This is a genomic window from Microcoleus sp. F4-D5 (assembly GCF_036704885.1).
Lineage (GTDB): Bacteria > Cyanobacteriota > Cyanobacteriia > Cyanobacteriales > Microcoleaceae > Microcoleus.
Genome location: NZ_JAUBSX010000026.1, coordinates 30,639 through 50,456 on the forward strand (window position 1 = coordinate 30,639; position 19,818 = coordinate 50,456).

The following is a 19,818-nucleotide window of genomic DNA, read 5'->3' on the forward strand; positions in this document are numbered from 1 at the left end:
GAGCATAGTCGAAGAAAAAAAAGGTACGATCGCTATTCAACCGGACATGATATTAGTCCACTTTAAGTGGACTTTAGCTGTAAGCCAGGGACTTAAGTCCCTGGCTGACTCGCGCCTAGACTTGCAGACTGTGGCGCTGCGGAGGATGTGTAGCTTTCGACAGAATTATCGATCGCGCGATCGAACATTACCCTGCAAGCCGGATGTCCGCCCTGCGAGGTGTGTTTACATTTCTTAATTTTTCTTAAACTAGAAAGGGTAAATCTACTTTCCCATCAGAATTTATGTTGCTTCCAGCCGACAAACGCACCAAGTTAGACGATACGGACGACAATTTGTTCTACTCATATCCCCGGTTTGTGACTCACGTAGACGAGGGATTCATTCAGCAACTAACCGATTTGTATCGGGAACGGCTGAAACCGAATACTCGGATTTTTGATATGATGAGCAGTTGGGTTTCTCACTTGCCAGACGAGATGGAATTTGCCCATATTGAAGGGCACGGCATGAATGAAGAAGAGTTGGGAAAAAATCCCAGACTAAATCATTATTTCGTGCAGAATTTGAACGCAAATCCCAAATTGCCTTTGCCGGATGCAGAGTTTGACGCGGTTGTCAACTGCGTTTCGGTACAGTATTTGCAATACCCGGATGCAATTTTTGCGGAGATTCACCGAATTTTGAAGCCAGGTGGCGTAGCAATTGTGAGCTTTTCCAACCGGATGTTTTATCAAAAGGCGATCGCGGCTTGGCGGGAAGGTTCGGAGGGCGATCGGGTAGAATTAGTCAAGGGTTACTTTGATTCTGTCAAAGGAGCGAACATACCAGGATTTAGCAAGCCGGAAGTAATAGTTCGCAAGCCTAACTTGCCGAGTTTTATGCAAATGCTGCGAATAGGAAGCGGCGATCCGTTTTATGCGGTAGTTGCTTACCGCCAAAGTTAGGATTTTTTGGCAGTAAAGACTTTAGGACTTTAGGTGGAGATTGAAAGCACTAAAGTCTTTCCTACAAACCGATCGAAAGCTACGCTCTTTAGGTTAGGATATATTTAATATTTGCTCCTAAAATATGGAAACCCAGCTCTTGCAGCGCCTCACACTCGCTCCAAATATTTGTCACGGAAAACCCTATATTCGCGGTCTCCGATATCCAGTAGAGTTAATTCAAGAATTACTGAGTTCTGGTATGAATGCTAAAGAAATTATAGATGAATCTCAAAATTTATAACATGAGGATATTCTAAATGCTTTGCTATTTGCAGCGCGACGGACTCAAGTGAAAAGCATATACTGAGTATTGTAGTTCATCAGTAATCCTAAAGTAGGGTAAAACCTGGATATGAAACCATACCAGCAAATAGCTATCGACGAATGCGGCGAACCTTTAGTCCCCATTCCAACAGAACATTTTGCCTTTGAAATCCCGCACCCTTATCAAAAGTTGGGCGCACCCTATCACAACAGCAAAGCAGATTCCCCTTACTATTTGCGGCAAGGAGTTGTAGATAGTTTAATCGCCGCTAAAACCCAGCTACAACAAAATCACCCTAATTGGAAAATTCTGATATTTGACGCTTATCGGCCGGTGGAAGTCCAGCAATTTATGGTGGATTATACTTTTAATCAAATTGCCCTAGCTCAAGGCTGCGAATTTCCGGTTTCGGAAGACAAACGCCAAGTGATTATAGAACACGTATATCAATTTTGGGCAGTACCGAGCCTCGATCGCGCGACGCCTCCCCCTCACAGTACAGGTGCAGCTTTAGATGTAACTTTAGTGGATGAAAATAATCGGCTAATTGATATGGGTTCTCCAATTGATGAAATATCAGAATGTTCTTATCCCGATTATTTTGCTAACAGCAATCACCCACAAGAACAGAAATATAACCGTCACAGGCAAACCTTAAAAAATGCGATGATAAATGCGGGTTTTCAGCAACATCCTAACGAATGGTGGCATTTTTGTCTCGGCGATCAGATGTGGGCTTGGTTGACAAATAAAAAAAATAGTGGTAATCAATTGATTGCCCGATACGGCCGCTATTAAAACGGTACGCAATTAAATCTGGACTGGCGCACTCGCAACCTTGAGAAACCAACCAGGTTTATTGACCAAAAACCTGAAATTTTAGGTGTTTTCTCGGGCAATAAACCAGGTTTATGACGCTCTATGCGTCCAGGACTATAAAAGCTCGATCGCCATAAATAATTTGTATCATCAGACACGACAACTATTGCCAGCGGGGTAGGAGTGTTTTAAAATCAACAAGAGCGAACAAGTGCAGGCAAATCAAGCCAGCACCGCAAACCCTAAAGGATAACTTAGAGTTCACCCCATGAAAGCACTCATCCTCTCTGGCGGCAAAGGAACACGCTTGCGTCCCCTCACCTATACGGGTGCTAAGCAATTGGTTCCTGTAGCAAATAAGCCGATACTGTGGTACGGAATTGAAGGAATTGTGGCGGCTGGGATTACGGATATTGGGATTATTATTAGTCCCGAAACCGGGGAAGAGGTGAAGACAAAAACAGGAGATGGATCTCGCTTCGGTGCAAAAATTACTTATATTTTGCAAGCAGAGCCGGCGGGACTCGCTCACGCGGTGAAAGTTGCCAGACCATTTTTGGGCGATTCTCCGTTTATTATGTATTTGGGAGATAACTTAATTCAAAATCAGCTAGATCCGTTTTTACAGATTTTTAACAAGCAAAAACTAGACGCTCTGATTATGCTGCGTCCAGTTCCCAATCCCTCTGCTTTCGGTGTTGCAAAAGTTGATGATACCGGGCGAGTTTTGCAGTTAGTAGAAAAACCAAAAGTTCCGCCGTCAAATTTAGCACTGGTGGGAATTTACTTTTTTTCTCCTACTATCCACGAGGCGATCGATCAAATTCAACCTTCGCCCCGGGGCGAACTCGAAATTACCGATGCCATTCAACAGCTCATCAATCAGGAAAAACACGTAGAAGCCTGCAATTTAGAGGGTTGGTGGCTGGATACGGGGAAAAAAGACGATTTGCTGAGTGCAAACCAAATCATTTTAGATAGCCGTATCGTAGCTTCAACTGAATTAAAAGTAGACGCCAAAAGTCAAATTATCGGGCGAGTCCAAATAGGGGAAGGAACGGAGGTAATTAATTCTACAGTTCGCGGGCCAGTAGTAATTGGGGAAAATTGCCGCATAGAAAATTGCTTTATCGGGCCTTACAGCAGTGTTGCCGATCGCGTGACGATGATTGATGTTGATATCGAACACAGCGTAATATTGCAAGGGGCGAAAATAGTTGCCATTCACCAGCGAATTGTTGACAGCGTGATCGGGCAGCGAGCTCAACTCACCAATGCACCGGCTCGTCCAAAAGCTCTGCGCTTTATGATTGGTGATGACAGTCAAGTTGAGTTAGCTTAAATTGAGATATTGCCAAAATCGGAAGCAATAATCTTGATTTAACAAGAGATAAATTTTCTTGTGGGGAGTAGGGGTTGGGCATCCTGCCCGCCCTCAAACAGCCAAGATGCCTGTTCCATAACACATCATACTAAGTTATCTAAAGGAGAGTAAAGTTTGCAGTACGAAGAAATACCAACTCAACAAATCATAGATAGATTGCGGCAAACTTTGGAGCCGCGAATTGGTATTGCTGAGCCGCCGCTGTCGGGAACAGAAAATAGTGCGATTCCCTACCCTTCGGGAACCCCTGCGGGGAACGGGATAGCTTCGCTTCACGCCCAAAATGAAGATGACGAAGACATCGCCCTGTTAAAGGCGGGTTTTGACATTTATAACATCCCCATTACCTCTTACCAAAGGCGGCTGGGTTCCGCAGTCATCGCCGTTAGAAAAATAGTCCGAAAATTGCTCAGGCCCGTACTCGAACGACAAGTAATTTATAATTTCGCTAATACCCGCGTAGTTCAAACATTGAGCATTCAATTGCAAAAATTGCAAGAAAATCAACAAAGCCTAGAGAAAAAAATTCAAGCGGAATTCAGCAGCGGATCTCCAGAAGTTACAGGACAGCTTGAGACTCAACAAAATGCGATCGCAGCCTTTCAGTCAGAAATAGAGCAAATTAAAGCAGTACAGCAGCAACATACTGCTATTTTAGAGAAGATTACGGCTCAATTGCTCGATCGACAAAAATAAAGCATCCAAGATGACCCAAAATAATTCAGTCACAAGGCCCCAAATTAATTCGCGAGAGCAATGCTTCAATCAAAAATATAAAATTCTTCAATCCCTCAATCTAAAATCCCAAATTCCCAATCGAAAATTTTTCAATTTTTCAATCAAAAATTGAAAATCCTTCAATCCTTCAATCCTTCAATTACTAAATCTAAAATCTAAAATCTAAAATCTAAAATCGAATGATTGTACTGCCAATATGCTCGTTAATTATAGTCAACTATAACGGTTTGCGCCACACGAAAGATTGCTTAAAATCTCTACAAAAACTTGCGTATCCCGAACAGCAGCTAGATTTAATTGTAATTGATAATTGTTCTCAAGACGATTCCGTTAATTCCCTGCGCGAACTATTTCCGAAAGTCCGCATTTTTGTCAATTCGGCAAACAACTTTGCGAAAGCTATCAACCTCGGCATCAGCGAAGCAAAAGGGCAATATATCGGCTTTCTAAATAACGATGCTACCCTTGACAGTCGCTGGTTAGAGATACTTGTCAAACTGCTAGAAACTAATCAGAAAATCGGTGCGACTAGCGGCAAATTGCTGTTTAAAGACGGGCGGATTAACAGCGCAGGTATTCAGCAATTACCTAATTTTTATTGGCAAGATGTCGGCTTTGGCGAGAAAGATGCGGGACAGTACGATACAGAACGGGAAGTCGAAGGGCTTTGTTGGGCGGCGGTGCTTTTCCGCAGAGAATGTCTGGAAGATGTCGGGCCGATAGATGAAGATTTTGTGATGTATTTTGAAGATGTAGAGTTTGCCAAACGCTGCCACAAACGCGGTTGGAAAATGCTTTATACTCCCGCAGCGATCGCCCATCACGAGTATCGGGGTTCGAGTAAAGGCAGCAAACTTACCGAGTATTTCTGCAACCGAAATCGGTTTTTGTATTTGGCGAAACACGAACCTTTGCAATTAGTCAAAGCAATTCACACTTCTGATTTTTTTACTAACAAGCAGTACGATTTGCTGTTCGAGAGTTTATTTGTAGCGATTAAAAAACTTCTAGATTATCAAAAACCGGAAATCATCGAAACTGTAATTCCGCAGTTGTCGGAAAAGTTGGCAGTGATTTACAGTCGGATGAAGGTCGATCGCATTTTATCTCGGTTGCAGGTGGTTCGGGGCGATCGCAAAATGTCGATCGCCATTTACGATCACGGACTGCATTTTATCGGCGGCGGTCAAAAATACGTCGCTACCATCGCCTCGCTGCTGCAAAATAAATTTGACATTACTTTTATTGCCAACAAACCAGTTGCTGTTTCTGACTTAGAATCGTGGTACGGACTCAACCTTTCAGAGTGCAAAATTAAAATTATGCCCTTGGCGTTTTACGAGAAACGCGGAATGCAGTGCATCGATTCCAGCATCATCGTGGAAGATATGGAAAATCCCTTTGATGAAATTGCCAGAGAAAGCAAAAACTACGATATTTTTATCAACGCCAACCAACTGGAAAAAGTTAAACCGCTGTCGCCGATATCACTATTTTTCTGCCACTTTCCCAATACCTTCCGCAACCGTCACTTTGCTGTAGATGATTACACTTTTATTATTGCAAACAGTCAATTTACTGTTAAGTGGTTGGAGAAACGCTGGAACCTACAGCCAACTTTTATGCTTTATCCGCCGATAGAAATGGCAACAGTTAAAGTGCCGAAAGAAAAAATAATTTTGGCTGTGGGACAGTTTGAAGCCGGGGGAACAAAAAAGCAAATTGAACTAATTAAAGCTTTCCGCAGTTTGCTAGCAGATTATCCTGAAGAATTTCAAGAATGGCGGCTAGTTTTAGCCGGAAGCAGCATTCCAAAAAATCCTTATTTAAAGACGGTTCAGAATTTATTGAAGCAAGATTCAAGGGCGATCGAGCTAAAAGTCAATGCTGACTTTGATGAGGTAAAATCGCTTTATGCTACAGCTAGCATATTCTGGCACGCCTGCGGTTTGGGTGAAGTCAATCCTCAAAGATTTGAGCATTTCGGGATGGCGACTGTCGAAGCCATGCAAAATAGTTGTGCTCCTATTGTTTTCAACGGTGGCGGCCAACCCGAAATTGTCGAACACGGGCGATCGGGCTTTTTGTTCAATACCGTTGAGGAACTTTGCCAACATTCACATCAACTAATTGTTAATCCCGATTTGCTAGCAAAACTTCAAGCTGGTGCACAGCAGCGCAGCCAGAACTTTAGACTTGCACGTTTCGACAAAAAAGTCAAGAGTTTTTTTGAGATTATTCACCAAGAATATGCTACAATTCGGCTGCCGAATCCTGCCGATATAGCTCAAATGCTCTAGAGCGATCGCGATCGATAAATTGCGTAGGGGCGGGTTTTACCAACAATATTTAATAATTACAAACAATTTATATAAACCCGCCCTACACCGCCAATAACTTACATGAAATCTGACTTCTGTGCAACCATAAAAATGTACATTTTGATGCTTCGTTGGGTGGGTCGGGTTTAGGAGATTATGGGCTTTAGGCAATTATTATTGGTAAAACCCGCCCCTACAATTGCGAGAACTTCTGTTACATAAAATCATGTCTAATTCACTGTTAATCAATTTGTCCTTTTTAACTCCTGAACCAACGGGAATCGGAACTTATGCAGCTAATCTTTTCCCGCAACTGCAACAGCTAGAACCCACATTACTTGCTTCCCAGCAAATTGACAATTATACTTGCTATCAAATCCCAGAAACTCTGACTCCGGATCGAGGGCCGAAAGGACAAGTTAACAGGCTGCTGTGGACTCAATTCAAATTGCCAAAAATTTATAAAGAATTGCAGTCAAGCCTGATATTTTCCCCAATTCCCGAAGCACCTTTGTATTCTGACTGCCGCTACATCGTCACTGTTCACGATTTAATTCCTTTGCGATTTCCCAAACGCTTGTCTCGTTTAACAGCTTATTTCCGCTACTACATACCGCAGGTTTTGCGGCAAGCAGAACACATTATTTGCGATTCTCAAGCAACGGCGGCAGATGTTGCTAACTTTTTCCAAATTCCGCCTAAAAAGATGACCGCAATTCCCCTAGCTTGCGATAATATTAATTTTAGATATCTCGACTTGCCAACCAAAAATTATTTTCTTTATACCGGCAGACACGATCCTTACAAAAACTTAGAAAGATTAATTGCTGCATTTGCGAGTTTGCCCGATCGCGCAAATTGCGAATTGTGGCTAGCTGGCCCTCCCAATGCCTACACGCCGCAGTTGACAGCACAAGTTGAACAATTAGGTTTACAATCTTTGGTAAAGTTTCTCGGTTACGTTCCCTACGATCGATTGCCCGTACTGATGAATCAGGCGATCGCCCTAGTTTTTCCCACACTCTGGGAAGGATTCGGCTTACCAATTTTAGAAGCAATGGCTTGCGGCACACCCGTCATCACATCCAACCTGTCATCGATGCCAGAAGTAGCCGGAGATGCCGCACTATTAGTCAATCCTTACAGCGTCGGAGAAATAGCCGAAGCCATGCAAACACTAGCTACAGATTCACAAGTGCGATCGAACTTAAAAACAGCTAGTTTAGCGCGATCGGCTCAATTTAGCTGGAACAAAACCGGAACAGCAACCGCCAACATCTTACAGCAATATCTTTAAATCTTCCCTCTCTTCCTTTCTCCTCTCTGCGTCCTCTGCGCCCTCTGCGGTTAAAAAAATTCCCACCCAAAAACCGCAATCTACTATTATCCCATGCCCCATCCCCAATCCAACCTGCTCATCAACCTCTCCTTCCTAATTTCCAAACCAACCGGCTTAGCCATCTACGCCAAAAACCTATTTCCCCACCTAAAATCCCTCAATCCAACATTACTAACAGCAGAAAAATTTCCCAATAACAACTGCTACCAAATCCCCGCAAACCTAACACCAGAACAAGGAACCAAAGGACACGTCAACCGATTGCTGTGGACGCAAACCCAACTCCCCAAAATTTACAAACAGCTAAAATCTAACCTGTTATTTTCCCCAATTCCGGAAGCTCCTCTATTTACAGGTTGCCGCTATATAATTACAGTACATGACTTGATAGCGCTGCGATTTCCCCGCCGCTTCGATCCTCTGACACCTTACCACCGCTATTACATTCCCCAAGCGATCCGGCAGGCTCAACACGTCATCTGCGACTCAGAATCAACTGCCAACGATATCGCTAATTTTTGTAAGATTCCTACTAATTTAATTACGCCAATTTTCCCCGGGTACGATACCAGTTTTTTCCGTTTTCTAGACTTACCAACCAGCAATTATTTTATTTATATAGGCCGCCACAATCCTTATAAAAACTTGCAGCGAGTTGTAGCAGCCTTTGCTGCTTTGGCTGATAATTCCGAGTACGAATTGTGGATAGCAGGTGCGGAAGACAAACGCTATACGCCGCTGCTGAAGGCGCAGGTTCAAGAATTGGGATTGGTCGATCGAGTAAAATTCTTAGACTACATTCCTGCAGCCGACTTGCCCAAAGTCATCAACCAAGCGATCGCCCTGGTTTTCCCCAGTCTTTGGGAAGGATTCGGGCTCCCCGTGCTCGAAGCAATGGCCTGCGGCACTCCTGTAATCACCTCTAACCTGTCTTCAATGCCAGAAGTGGCGGGGGGTGCAGCATTGTTAGTCAACCCCTACAGCGTCGAGGAAATTGCCTCTGCTATGCAAGAGCTTGCAGTGGATGCCAAAGTTCGATCGCACTTGCGGGAGCTCGGTTTAGCCAGAGCAAAACTATTTAGCTGGGAAAAAACAGGCCTGGAAACTGCTGCTATTCTCGATCGATATCTTTAACCAAGGAATAAGGAAGAGGGAAGAGGGAAGAAGAAAGAAGTCAGTAGGTAGATTAATGCCCCATGCCCCATGCCCCATGCCCAATTCCCAATTCCCACTCCTCCTGCCAGCCTAAGTTAGGGACTGTAGCCCCTTTTACTTATTGATACCCAACTGATCGCCACGCTTGTACTGCTGATAAGCAGCAAAAAACAGCCCCGACAGAGTAACAAAGATTAGACCCAGAACAATACCTGAAAGCAGCGGTTCTACCATGAGATCTCCTTAAAGTTAAGATTTAACAACCTATTTTTAATATTACCAGCACTTACACAGATGAATTTTCCCAAAAACGCCATTCCGGGAATATCAGACCTTGCTCTCCCCGCTGCGAACGATTAAGCTATGTTATGAGAAATAAATTTTCTTGTAGATACTATTTTTAATTGAACTCCTTTGAATAACCAATTTGCCAGGAATGAAATTAAAAACCCGATCGAGCGACTTGCCATATTTGCGCTAGTGGTGTTGCTTGCCATCATCTTGGCGGCGATCGCAATTCGTCAGTTTCAAGTCGCCGATCCTTACGTCAAAAGCGTCCTGTCCCTCACGGGCAACCCGTTTCAGGGTTCCGCCATCTTTCAAATGAACTGTGCGGGGTGTCACATATCCGTTTCAGACAGTCAAGTCGGGCCCAACTTGCACGGAGTGTCCGAGCGAAAATCCGAATTCGATCTGATCCGCCAAGTTACCAGCGGGCAAACCCCACCAATGCCCCAGTTTCAGCCGAGTCCGCAAGAAATGGCAGACTTGCTGAAGTATCTAGAACAACTTTGACCAAAGAAGGGGAACGGAATTCGTTCCCCTTCTTTGGCTGAGCCTCGAAGCATGAGTTTCGAGGCTCAGCTTTCGGTTAGTCCTTCTCTGTTGGGACCAGAGGCAAGTTTAGGATCGGTTTCAACTGCCGAGTTTGATCTGCCGACTAAACCAGCAAGCTAAAACTTTGAGCGGATAACTGGCTCGGCAGCACGCCCGTCACTAGAGCCAAAATCTGGTTGCTGCCCGCGATTCCGATCGCCGTGGAGCCACTAATTTCGGTAAATGACAGTTGATTGAAGTCCAAGCCTCCCACCAAGACGAACTCATCAACACCTCCCGTGAAGTTGATAATAGTGTCAGTTTCCCCGCCGGCTGCCAAGATAAAGCCATTGCTGCTGCCGCCGACGAGAGTATCGCTGCCAGGGCCGCCAAAGAGCAAGTCATCGCCGCTGCCGCCAAAGAGCACATCATCGCCGCTGCCGCCGATTAAGGTATTGTTACCGTCGTTGCCGCAAAGAGTGTCATTGCCTCGATCGCCAATTAGCACGTCCTCGCCAGCGCCTCCCAAAATTACGTCATCGGCTTTGCCCCCGTACAGCAGGTCATTGCCTTGGTCGCCAGAGAGCGAGTCGTTGCCAAGATTGCCATAAATGGTATCGTTAGCGCGATCGCCAAAAATCAAGTCAAAGCCTTTGCCGCCGAAGAGAGTATCGTTATCGATGCCTCCGTAGATAGTATCGTTGGCCGTATTGCCATTGATATAGTCGCCACCCTGTAAGCCAAAGATCAAATCGTTGCCGCCCAATCCGAAGATAGAGTCAGTGCCGGCAGTACCCACGATCGTATCGTCGCCGTTAGGGCCGTTTATCACATTACCCCCGGTCGGACTGGGGGGCAAATTGGGAGCGACAATCCTGGGGAAGTCCTGAGGGCAAACCAAATCTGTCGGTACAGGTGCAGGTGTCGGCGTCGGTACAGGTGCAGGCGTCGGCGTCGGTGCAGGCGTCGGTGCAGGCGTCGGTACAGGTGCAGGTGCAGGCGTCGGTGCAGGCGTCGGTGCAGGCGTCGGTGTCGGTTCAGGGGTCGGTGTCGGTGTCGGTACAGGTGCGGGCGTCGGTGTCGTTCCAGGCGGTGTCGGCGTCGGCGTCGGTGTCGGCGTCGGCGTCGGCGTCGGGAAGTTCCCGAAGTTGATGCCGCTGACAATAGCACCCGAAGTTAGGGTGATGTCGTCCGGTTGGGTTGTGCTTTGGGTGAACCCAGTTTGGTTGACTTCTCTGACGCGGTAGGTTCCCGGCGCTAGGTTCGCGAACAGGTAGTTGCCGCTGTTGTCTGTGGTAGTAGTAACAGGAGCAGGAGCAGTTCCAGCTACAACATTGGTTAACTGAATTTGGAAATTGGGCAAACCCGGTTCTCCAGCATCCTGAGTGCCGTTGTTGTTGCTGTCTTGGAACTTCAGACCTCGGATCGCCCCCGGTTGGGGCAGGAAGTTGCCGAAGTCAATGCCCGTGATGTTATCTCCACCTTTTACCGTAACGGGGGCGGGGTTGGGGGTCGTCTGCGTCCAGCCGTTTTGCTGAACTTCCCTTACCTGGAAAGTACCTGCGGGTATGTCCTTAAGAGTGTAGTTGCCCGCGGCATCGGTGATGGTAGTGGGTTCGCCCTGCTGAAACAATCCATCCGGAGTGATACTGTCGAGGAATATTTGCCAGTTAGCTAGCCCCAATTCTCCGGCATCCTTAACGCCGTTGTTGTTGAGGTCATTAAATTTTTGACCGCTGATGGTGCTCGACTGGAAGTTGCCGAAGTTGATGTTAACGATGTCTTGGCCGCTGGTGACAGTGATGTCGGCGGGGTTGGCGGTAGTTTGCGTCCAAGTAGGCTGCAAGACTTCCCGCACCTTATAGGTTCCGGCTGACAAATCGATGAATTTGTAGTTGCCCGCGACATCGGTGAGGGTGTTCGGTTCCCCGGTGTCGAGAGTACCGTTGTTGTTGGTATCGAGGAAGAATTGCCAGTTGGCAAGCCCTAGTTCCCCGGTATCTTGTACCCGGTTGTTGTTGATGTCATTGAACTTCAGACCACTAATCGAGTTGGGCTTGAAGTTGCCGAAATTGTTGTTTTGGGAGTCTGTGCCGCTGGTGACGGCGATCGTAAACGCGCCTGAAAGAGTAGGCGTCGCTGGGTTGACTGGAGGCGCAGTTTGCGTCCAGCCAGTTTGTGGCACTTCCCGCACTGTATAAGTGCCGGCTTTAAGGTCGTCGATCTCATACTGACCCGTAGCATCGGTGATTTCGCTTTCTTCATCAGGATCGAAGGTGCCGTTATTGTTGGCATCCACGTAGATTGTCCAGCCTCCTAGCGGTTGTTCTGCTGGCGCATCTTGGATGCCATTTTTGTTGAGGTCATTAAATTTGATCCCCCTGATTTTGCCTAGCTGGAAGTTGCCGAAGTTTTGAGCTGTAATATTTGTGCCGCTGACCGGGTTAATTGTATAAAAAGCCGGACCGGCGGTTTGTGAGGAATTAGTCGGTACGTCTTCTCTCACAAAGTAACGACCGCTGCCGACGTTGGTAAAGCTATAAGTACCTGGAGCCGCAGGCGCTGTTCCGGTAACTTGACTGGCGACTTCGGCGTCGCCGGTATCTAAAGTGCTGTTATTGTTAGTATCCTTCAACAAGCGAACGGTAGTACCGTTGAGGGGCGTGTCGTCAGCAGTGAAGCCGTTGCCTGTGAGGTCGGTGAATTTGGTGCCGCTGACAGTGATGTTTTGGAAAACGCCGAAGTTTTGAGCGGTGACAGCAGTACCGCTTTGGGCGCTAACGAGAATTACGCCAGCGGGGAAAGAGATGCTGGAGTTGGCTGGAGGAGTGGCTTGTATCAGGTAATTGCCCGGGCCGATATCGGAGAATGTGTAATCTCCGGCTCCGGCAGTTGTTTGGGCAGTCCCGACAACAGTATCTGTGCCGACTTCTAGCGTGCCATTGCCGTTGGTGTCTTTGTATAAGTTGACGGTGACGCCGTTTAGTGTAGTGTCGTCGGGAGTAAAGCCGTTCCCCGCAAGATCGGTGTAGGTTTTGCCTGCGATCGATGTTTTCTGGAAATTACCGAAGTTGGCACCTGTGACATTAACAATACCCGTATTTGCCGGAGTCGGGCCGACAGTCTGCACCCAAGCAGTCGCAGGGGTTCCAGCGGGCGGCGCTTCTGTAATCGGAGTAGCTGTTTTTACGTCGCGCAGGGTATAAGTGCCGTCGGCTGCGGTGGTAGCGCTCTTGGTGCCTATAGAAATCACCCAGCCCGGGAGGCCCGGTTCAGTTGCCACCTGCCGAACGCCGTCACCGTTAACATCGTTATATTTAAGGCCAGTGACGATCGGGCCGTACTCGTAAGCCCCGATATCAACAGCAGTGCCGATCGTCCGGGGAAAGCCCGTACTCCGTTGGTCAGTCGCGCCGGCGGCAGCCGCAGCCGCGGCATCCCCGCCGTCGATCGCGGGATTAAGTGTCGCAGTGCTGTCAACCAAAGCATAAGTCACGGGAACGCCTGTAGCTTGGTTCAATCCTGCTGCAGGTGCGATGACATTTCCTATAGGAACCGTCAGTTGCTGGGCGACAGGTAAATTGCTGCCAGTAACGTTCCCGATCAAATTGCGGATACTGGTGGCAGCGAAAGATGTTCCGAACACGTCAGGATTCGCGCCGCCCAAATTCCCCGCGACGATCGAATTTCTGACATTCACAGTACCGCCATTAGTAGCAATGCCCCCGCCGACAGCAACAGCAGGAGCAGTAGCAGTAGCAGTGTTAGCAGTGATGGTGTTGTTAGTCAGAGTTGCAGTAGCGCCGCTGTTGACAAAAATCGCGGCCCCCGCGCCCTGGCCAGGTGCAGCCCCCGCACCACCAGCAGCACCTCCCGTTGCTGTGTTGCTGAACAAAGTGCTGTTGTTCAGGGTCAAACTGCCACTATTAACAAAAATTGCGCCTCCCAAACCAGCACCGCCGCCGCCACCGGCTGGGCTGCCTGCTCCGCCCGGGGTGAAAGCTCCCACTGTCGTGCTGGCTCCGCCTGCGGTACCGAAGCCGCCGCCGCCTCCGAAGCCCCCGACACCGCCGTTGCCGCCAACACCGCCACCGCCGCCGCCTCCTCCTCCTCCGAAACCGGCAGCGCCGCCAATGCCCCCAGGGCCGGCTGCACCTGCTGTGCCACTGCCGGCGACGCCACCAGCGCCGCCAGCGCCGCCGCCGCCTCCTCCTCCTCCGAATCCGCCCGTACCGCCAGCGCCGCCAGCACCGCCCGTACCGCCGTTAGTTCCCCCGGTACCAGCACCGCCCGTACCGCCGGGGCCTCCGGGGCCGCCGTTAAGACCCGTACCGGGCAATCCGCCACTGCCCGCGCCGCCATCACCCCCCGTACCGCCGGGGCCGCCATCACCGCCGATGCTTTGCAAGCCGGTGAGTCCAGTTTGACCGGGGCCGCCTGCGGACACGAAGGGAAAGAGATCGGCAAAATCGGTGTTGCCGCCAGGCCCTGCGGTGGCGGGAGCGACGGGGGCAGCGCCGCCCGCGCCGCCCGTAGCGCTGTTGCCAGTAAAGGTCACGCTGTTAACTGTGACAGTGCCGCTATTGATAAATAGTGCGCCGCCCATGCCGGCAGCACCCCCACCGCCGCCTGTGCCGGCAGCGCCTGTCGATCGGCCCCCGGTAATTGTGAGGTTGGAAAATGTGACTGCGCTGCCGGCGCTGTCGATGAAGAAGCCCCGGTTATTGCCGAGATTTAGGGTGAAACCTCCACCAGTAAAAGTGATGGGGGTGGAAATCCTGGGCAGAACCTGTCCGGGCCCGAAGGTGATGTTGCCGGTGATGGGAATCGTGTCTGCATTGGGCAAAGCGTTAGCCAGAGTTATGGCATCTTGCAGTTCGCCAAATGTGGCGACTAAAACTGCGCTGTAGGCTTCCCTCGCCTCAGCAGAAAATGCTAAAGGTGTTTCTATGTTGCCGGTAGTTACTTCGAGTTCCCAGTCTCCACCCAAGGCGGCACTCCCGGTCAAGTTGTCTGAAGCGGCAATATTTGCCCCCGTTAGCTGGCTCAGCCTTTGGATGAAGGCGACACCGACTTCTCCGGCGGCGACGTTGCAACCGTAAAGCAGAATTTCGGGTTTAGCTGTAATTGGAGAGTTCGAGTTTGCTTCGGCTGCTGGCAAAGCAAACCATGTTTCTAAATAATTGCGGTAGCTTTCAATGTTGCTGAGATTGAGTTCTGTTCCCCCCAGTTGCAAGCTGGCTGCTGCGCCGTGAGATAAAATGTGGACGGCTGCAATGTTTTGTCGCTGTTTAAGTGTTTCGGCGATTTGCTCGATGCCGTCGCGATCGGCTTTCAGAATAACAATTTCTGTATTGGGATTGGCCGTTTCTGTTAAACTTTCGCAATCTGTAACTTTTGAATCTGCAAAAACTATCTGGTGTTTCGGTTCTTTATAAAGTTCCACGATCGAATTCTCCTAGTACACACACATCAAATTCATAGCACAAACCAACCGCAGCAGCGAGCGATCTTTTTCCGGTGCGGAGGAGAGTCGATCGCCCCTAACTTTCACCTCAATTAAATCTTGACAAAAATCTTTTTTTATGCTCCCTTCCCCTAACTGAGTTAGTTTGATTGTTGAGAAGTTTTAAAGGGAGATATTGTTCCGGCTGTTACAAATAAAGTTGGAGAAGACTGGCGCTCTGTTTTTTGATATACCAGAGATGGAAAGAATATCAGATATTATAAAAATTGTCAATCAAATAAACGGATGGCGATCGATCTTTGTTAGTCAGGACTGACGCGCAGAATCTACCTGTAGGTGCGTACTGCGCGCCTTATCACTACAGATAGTGTAAAAAATGATTCCTTGCGTAAGTCGTATTACTCAGTAGTCCTCAGTCACCGTTATTAGCTGAGTCTTGAACGCACGCTTCCTTAAAAAACCCCGTTTCTCCTTGTCGCGTTTGAGGGTATATGACCAAATTAGGTGAAGAAACCGAGTTTTTGCATCCCTGACTGTAGCTGTAAGCTGATATTATTTGGTAGCGGTTAGCTGCTGAATGGTATGTATGTGCGATCGAACAACCGCAATCACAGTGATTTGTAGTAAGAAATGCAAGTCCTCATCAAACTCACAGGACTTGCATTCCTTACTACAAACGTGATAACGGTTATTTTAAAGGAATAGATATGACAGAGGAATACTGACTCATGAGCAACATTCATTCCAGGAGACTATTAGACTCAATAAACCGGGAATAGGAAAGAAAATTCTGGAAAACGCAGAATTTTCTTTCCTATTCCCGGTTTCTGCCTCCTAGAGTGACTAATTACCAAGTTTCTTCATCGGGATTATTGGAATTGCTCCAGATTTCCACATCTAAATCATTGAGATACATCAGAGCGGTTTCAATCTGTTTACTTGTACCGTTAAGTTCCAAATCAAACCAACCGTCATCTAAAGTTTTGACACCCAAAAACGCAGCATTAAAATTAACAGTCAAACCGTATTCAGAAATCAGGTGAGAAATGACTGGTTCCTGATGGTATTCTTTAGGAATCCGAATCCGAATTCGGGTTTGAGTTTGTCTGTTGTCGCCATTCTCAGATTTGGGAAGGTCTGATTCTTGGGTTTTGTGAAAATCGCCTATACCCTCAAATTTAGATTCGCTACTGTTGTGATCTAACATTTGGGCCTCCTAATATTGACTGGTTTCAGGGATGAGGTGTACGCTGCATACCTACAGACTTAATGACACATGACAAACGACTGTTATTCAACTTCTTTAATGCTAGTTTTTCGTTCTAAAATCTCCTTAAGCACAAGGGTAATAACTCCTAAAAAACCTAGAATTACCGCCGCTGAAAATGCGGCTTGTGTCGCATACTGCTTGTAAGCATCCTCTACAAACAAAGGCAAAGTTTGCGTTTTTTTAGCAATATTTCCGGATACCACAGAGACGGCTCCAAATTCTCCCATTGCTCTAGCATTGGTCAAAATTACTCCGTAAAGCAATCCCCAGCGAATACTGGGAAGGGTGACATTCCAGAAAATTTGCCAGTCATTTGCTCCCAAAGTTTTCGCCGCTTCTTCTTGATCTGTTCCCACTTCTTCCAAAACAGGAATCACTTCGCGGGCCACAAAAGGCAAGGTAACAAAAGCAGTAGCCAGTACCATTCCAGGGAATGCAAAAATAACCTTGATATTGGCTGCCTCCAGCCAAGAGCCGAACCATCCCAGCCGACCGTAAAGCAGTACAATCATTAAACCTGCAACTACGGGAGATATGGCAAAAGGCACGTCTAAAATGCTGATTAATAGCGTGCGGCCCCGAAATTTGTTGCGACCGATTACCCAGGCTGCACACAAACCGAAGATTGTATTTACAGGCACAACTATCAGAGAAATCACCAAGGTAAGCTGCGCTGCGTGCAGAAAATCGGGCGAGGTTAAGTTAGACAAAAATGGCTCAAATCCTTTTCTGAACGCTTGGTAAAAAACGTTGAGCATGGGGATAAATAAGACCAGAGCAAGATAGCCGCTCGCAATTCCGATTAAAGTTGGTTTTACCCAGACTTTCTCGTGACTCGGACTAGAACCCGCAGGTGGAAATTTGTAATCAGCGGGTGAATTGATATTAGCCGTCATAGCGTCTTCTCCATGCTTGTAATAGATTAATTGCGAACAGCATTGCCAGGGAAATAGCTAACAGAATAGTGCCGATAACTGTTGCTCCTGCATAGTCGTACTGTTCCAATCTTTGAAAAATTAATACTGGCGCGATTAAATCTTTGAAGGGTATGTTAGAAGCTACAATTACAGTAGAGCCATACTCGCCAACCGCTCGCGAAAATCCGAGGGCAATGCCGGTTAAAATAGACGGAAATAGCGGTGGTAAAACTACTCGCCAGAAGGTTTGAAATTGAGAAGCACCCAAGCACCAAGCTGCTTCTTCGATGTCTTTTTCCATTTCGTTTAAAACTGGCTGTACAGTCCGCACGATAAAGGGCAAGGAAATAAATATCATGGCTATTCCTACGCCCAAGCGAGTAAATGAGATCTTGATTCCCAAGGGTGCAAACAGCCCGCCGATCCAGCCGTTATCGCTGTAAACTGTGGCGAGGGTTAAACCGGCGACGGAGGTGGGCAGTGCAAAAGGTAAATCGACTGCTGCATCGACAACCCGTTTTAAGGGAAAGTCGTAGCGGACTAATACCCAGGCAATTAATGTGCCGAATACTCCGTTAATTAATGCCGCCATTAATGCGGTAAAGAAGGTAACATCGTAGGCGGAAATGGCGATCGGACTGGTGGCAATTGCCCAAAATTCGGCGGGGTTTGCTGTGCTGGCTTTCAGCAGCATTGCTGCAACTGGGAGCAATAGCATTAAGCTGAGGTAGCCCAGGGTGATTCCCCAAGGTAATGTGATTTTGCCGATCGCCCTTTTGATATTTTCGATGGGAGATTGAAGGTTGCTGGTTGGAGATGATACAGCCATAAGTGAATAGTTTTGAGTTGTCAAGAAGAGTGAATCTTTTAGAGCCCCGACAACTTCGGGGAAGTCGGGGCTCTGGGCAGTCTGTTTTTTTACTGTTTAATAGAACCTTGAATTTTGTCAAAAACAGCTCCGCTTGCGAAGAATTGCTTCTCTATTTCTCCCCAACCTCCTAAGTCTTGAGCTGTAAATAGGGTTTTGATGGGGGCATATTTTTGGACAAATTCTGGTTCCGCCGCTACTGTCGCATCTACTGGGCGGAAGCCTGCTTTGGCAAATTCTCGCTGAGCTTCTGGGGTGTACAGAAATTTGACAAATGCTTCGGCGACTTCGCGAGTGCCGTGTTTATCAACGTTTTTATCGACGATGGCAATCGGATTGTCGATCGAAACATTGACTTCGGGAATACTATAAGTCGGTTTTTCGCCTTTCTGACCAGCTAGAAGAATCTCGTTTTCGTAGTTAATTAAGGCGTCGCCTTGCCCTTGTTTGAAAAATACGTCGGTGGCTTCGCGGGCGTCTTTAGTCAGGATGGGGACATTTTTGTAGACTTTGGTGGTAAAATCTAATGCTTTGGTTTCGTCTCCTCCGGTTTTAACAACCGAGCCCCAAAGTGCGAGGAAATTCCAGCGTGCAACGCCTGATGTTTTAGGATCGGCAGTAATCACTTTTACTCCGTCTTTGCTTAAATCTTCCCAGGTTTTGATGCCTTTGGGATTGCCTTCGCGGGTGACTATTGCTGCTACGGATTTGCTGACTGTGCCTTCGTTGGGGACTTCTTTTTCCCACCCGGGCTCAATGAGTCCGGCTTTTTCGATTTTTTCGGTGTCGAGGGCGAGGGCTAGGTGTACGATGTCTGCTTCTAAACCGTCAATTACTGCCCGAGTTTGGGAACCGGAACCGCCGTAGCTTTGGTTGAAGGTGACGGTTTGGCCTTTTTCTTTTTGCCACTGTTCTACAAATTTGGGAATTATCGCTTCGTGGGCGGCTTTGGTGACTGCGAAGGAAACGAGGGTTAATTCTACGTTACCTTTGTTGGCTGCTGGGCTAGAACCTGCGCCGGGAGTGGGTGCGGGGTTGTTGCTGGTTCCCTGACCGCAGGATGCAACGGCCAGACTTAAACTTATTCCCACTAAAAATAGCGACACAAATCTTTTGAGCGCAGTAAATGATTGATTTGTGCTGGCTGGTGGCTGTTGCGGCCGGTGAAGGTGTTGAGTTAGGCGTTGCCACGGACTCATTATATCTATTCCTCTAGTAAAAGTACGGTTATTAGGTCGGAATACCGTAATTATGGTTGTGAAGTATGATTATAGACAAGAGCGAGTCAAATGGCAACAAAAAAAACAAATTGGGGGAACTCAGGGTCGATCGAATATCCTGAAGTCTTTTCCGTCGGTGCTTTCGAGCCAGCTTCGGGGGAAAATGTAAAGTGCATAAATAAATATTATTATTGAGTTAAGGTGCTAAGCTGGCGCGGCTGCACGATACGCCTTACGGATACGCTGACCG

General features: G+C 47.5%; 15 protein-coding genes. 9 read left to right on the forward strand and 6 right to left on the reverse strand.

The features are described from left to right. The first annotated feature begins 284 nt into the window (after positions 1–284). The 8 genes from QUA80_RS14355 (at position 285) to QUA80_RS14390 (ending at position 8,989) form a co-directional block, all read left to right on the forward strand. Entirely contained in the window at positions 285–947 is a 663-nt protein-coding gene (locus QUA80_RS14355) for a class I SAM-dependent methyltransferase (protein WP_333425498.1), read from the forward strand. Between the two features lie 124 nt (positions 948–1,071). Continuing rightward, positions 1,072–1,230: a DUF433 domain-containing protein gene (locus QUA80_RS14360; RefSeq protein ID WP_333425500.1), complete on the forward strand. Its 159-nt coding sequence runs from the start codon at positions 1,072–1,074 to the stop codon at positions 1,228–1,230. A gap of 111 nt (positions 1,231–1,341) precedes the next feature. Continuing rightward, positions 1,342–2,052, forward strand: a complete 711-nt coding sequence (locus QUA80_RS14365; RefSeq protein WP_333425502.1) for a M15 family metallopeptidase — start codon at positions 1,342–1,344, stop codon at positions 2,050–2,052. Between the two features lie 289 nt (positions 2,053–2,341). Next, positions 2,342–3,415: a glucose-1-phosphate thymidylyltransferase gene (locus tag QUA80_RS14370; protein WP_333425504.1), complete on the forward strand. Its 1,074-nt coding sequence runs from the start codon at positions 2,342–2,344 to the stop codon at positions 3,413–3,415. 156 nt (positions 3,416–3,571) lie between these two features. Further along, entirely contained in the window at positions 3,572–4,153 is a 582-nt protein-coding gene (locus QUA80_RS14375) for a hypothetical protein (RefSeq protein WP_333425506.1), read from the forward strand. Positions 4,154–4,374: 221 nt separating this feature from the next. Continuing rightward, positions 4,375–6,495 carry a glycosyltransferase gene (locus QUA80_RS14380; protein WP_333425508.1) on the forward strand — a complete coding sequence of 707 codons (2,121 nt, stop codon included), beginning with the start codon at positions 4,375–4,377 and terminating at the stop codon, positions 6,493–6,495. Between the two features lie 247 nt (positions 6,496–6,742). Then, complete coding sequence (locus QUA80_RS14385; RefSeq protein ID WP_333425510.1) at positions 6,743–7,813, forward strand: glycosyltransferase family 1 protein; 1,071 nt, start codon at positions 6,743–6,745, stop codon at positions 7,811–7,813. Positions 7,814–7,906: 93 nt separating this feature from the next. Beyond that, the gene (locus QUA80_RS14390) at positions 7,907–8,989 is read left to right on the forward strand and encodes a glycosyltransferase family 1 protein (RefSeq protein WP_333425512.1); all 1,083 of its coding nucleotides are present in this window, start codon (positions 7,907–7,909) and stop codon (positions 8,987–8,989) included. 135 nt (positions 8,990–9,124) lie between these two features. Here the strand turns inward: QUA80_RS14390 and petG are convergent, their stop codons facing one another. Then, on the reverse strand, positions 9,125–9,244 hold the full coding sequence (gene petG / locus QUA80_RS14395; protein ID WP_015174208.1) for a cytochrome b6-f complex subunit V: 120 nt from the start codon (positions 9,242–9,244) through the stop codon (positions 9,125–9,127). A 180-nt stretch (positions 9,245–9,424) separates the two neighbouring features. Here petG and QUA80_RS14400 point away from each other — a divergent pair, with 180 nt between their 5' ends. Then, a complete protein-coding gene (locus QUA80_RS14400) occupies positions 9,425–9,805 on the forward strand; it encodes a cytochrome c (RefSeq protein ID WP_333425514.1) in 381 nt (126 codons plus the stop codon). 145 nt (positions 9,806–9,950) lie between these two features. Here the strand turns inward: QUA80_RS14400 and QUA80_RS14405 are convergent, their stop codons facing one another. The 5 genes from QUA80_RS14405 to QUA80_RS14425 all read right to left on the reverse strand — a co-directional run bounded on the left by QUA80_RS14405 (position 9,951) and on the right by QUA80_RS14425 (position 19,547). Then, positions 9,951–15,272, reverse strand: coding sequence for a DUF4347 domain-containing protein (locus QUA80_RS14405; RefSeq protein WP_333425516.1), 5,322 nt, complete (start codon positions 15,270–15,272; stop codon positions 9,951–9,953). Positions 15,273–16,140: 868 nt separating this feature from the next. Further along, positions 16,141–16,500, reverse strand: a complete 360-nt coding sequence (locus QUA80_RS14410) for an NIL domain-containing protein (RefSeq protein WP_333425518.1) — start codon at positions 16,498–16,500, stop codon at positions 16,141–16,143. Positions 16,501–16,583: 83 nt separating this feature from the next. Beyond that, positions 16,584–17,459 carry a sulfate ABC transporter permease subunit CysW gene (gene cysW, locus QUA80_RS14415; RefSeq protein WP_333425519.1) on the reverse strand — a complete coding sequence of 292 codons (876 nt, stop codon included), beginning with the start codon at positions 17,457–17,459 and terminating at the stop codon, positions 16,584–16,586. Continuing rightward, entirely contained in the window at positions 17,449–18,309 is an 861-nt protein-coding gene (cysT, locus tag QUA80_RS14420; protein ID WP_333425521.1) for a sulfate ABC transporter permease subunit CysT, read from the reverse strand. Before cysT ends, cysW begins: the two co-directional genes overlap by 11 nt. Before the next feature lie 89 nt (positions 18,310–18,398). Then, on the reverse strand, positions 18,399–19,547 hold the full coding sequence (locus tag QUA80_RS14425; protein ID WP_333425523.1) for a sulfate ABC transporter substrate-binding protein: 1,149 nt from the start codon (positions 19,545–19,547) through the stop codon (positions 18,399–18,401). Positions 19,548–19,818: the final 271 nt, after the last annotated feature.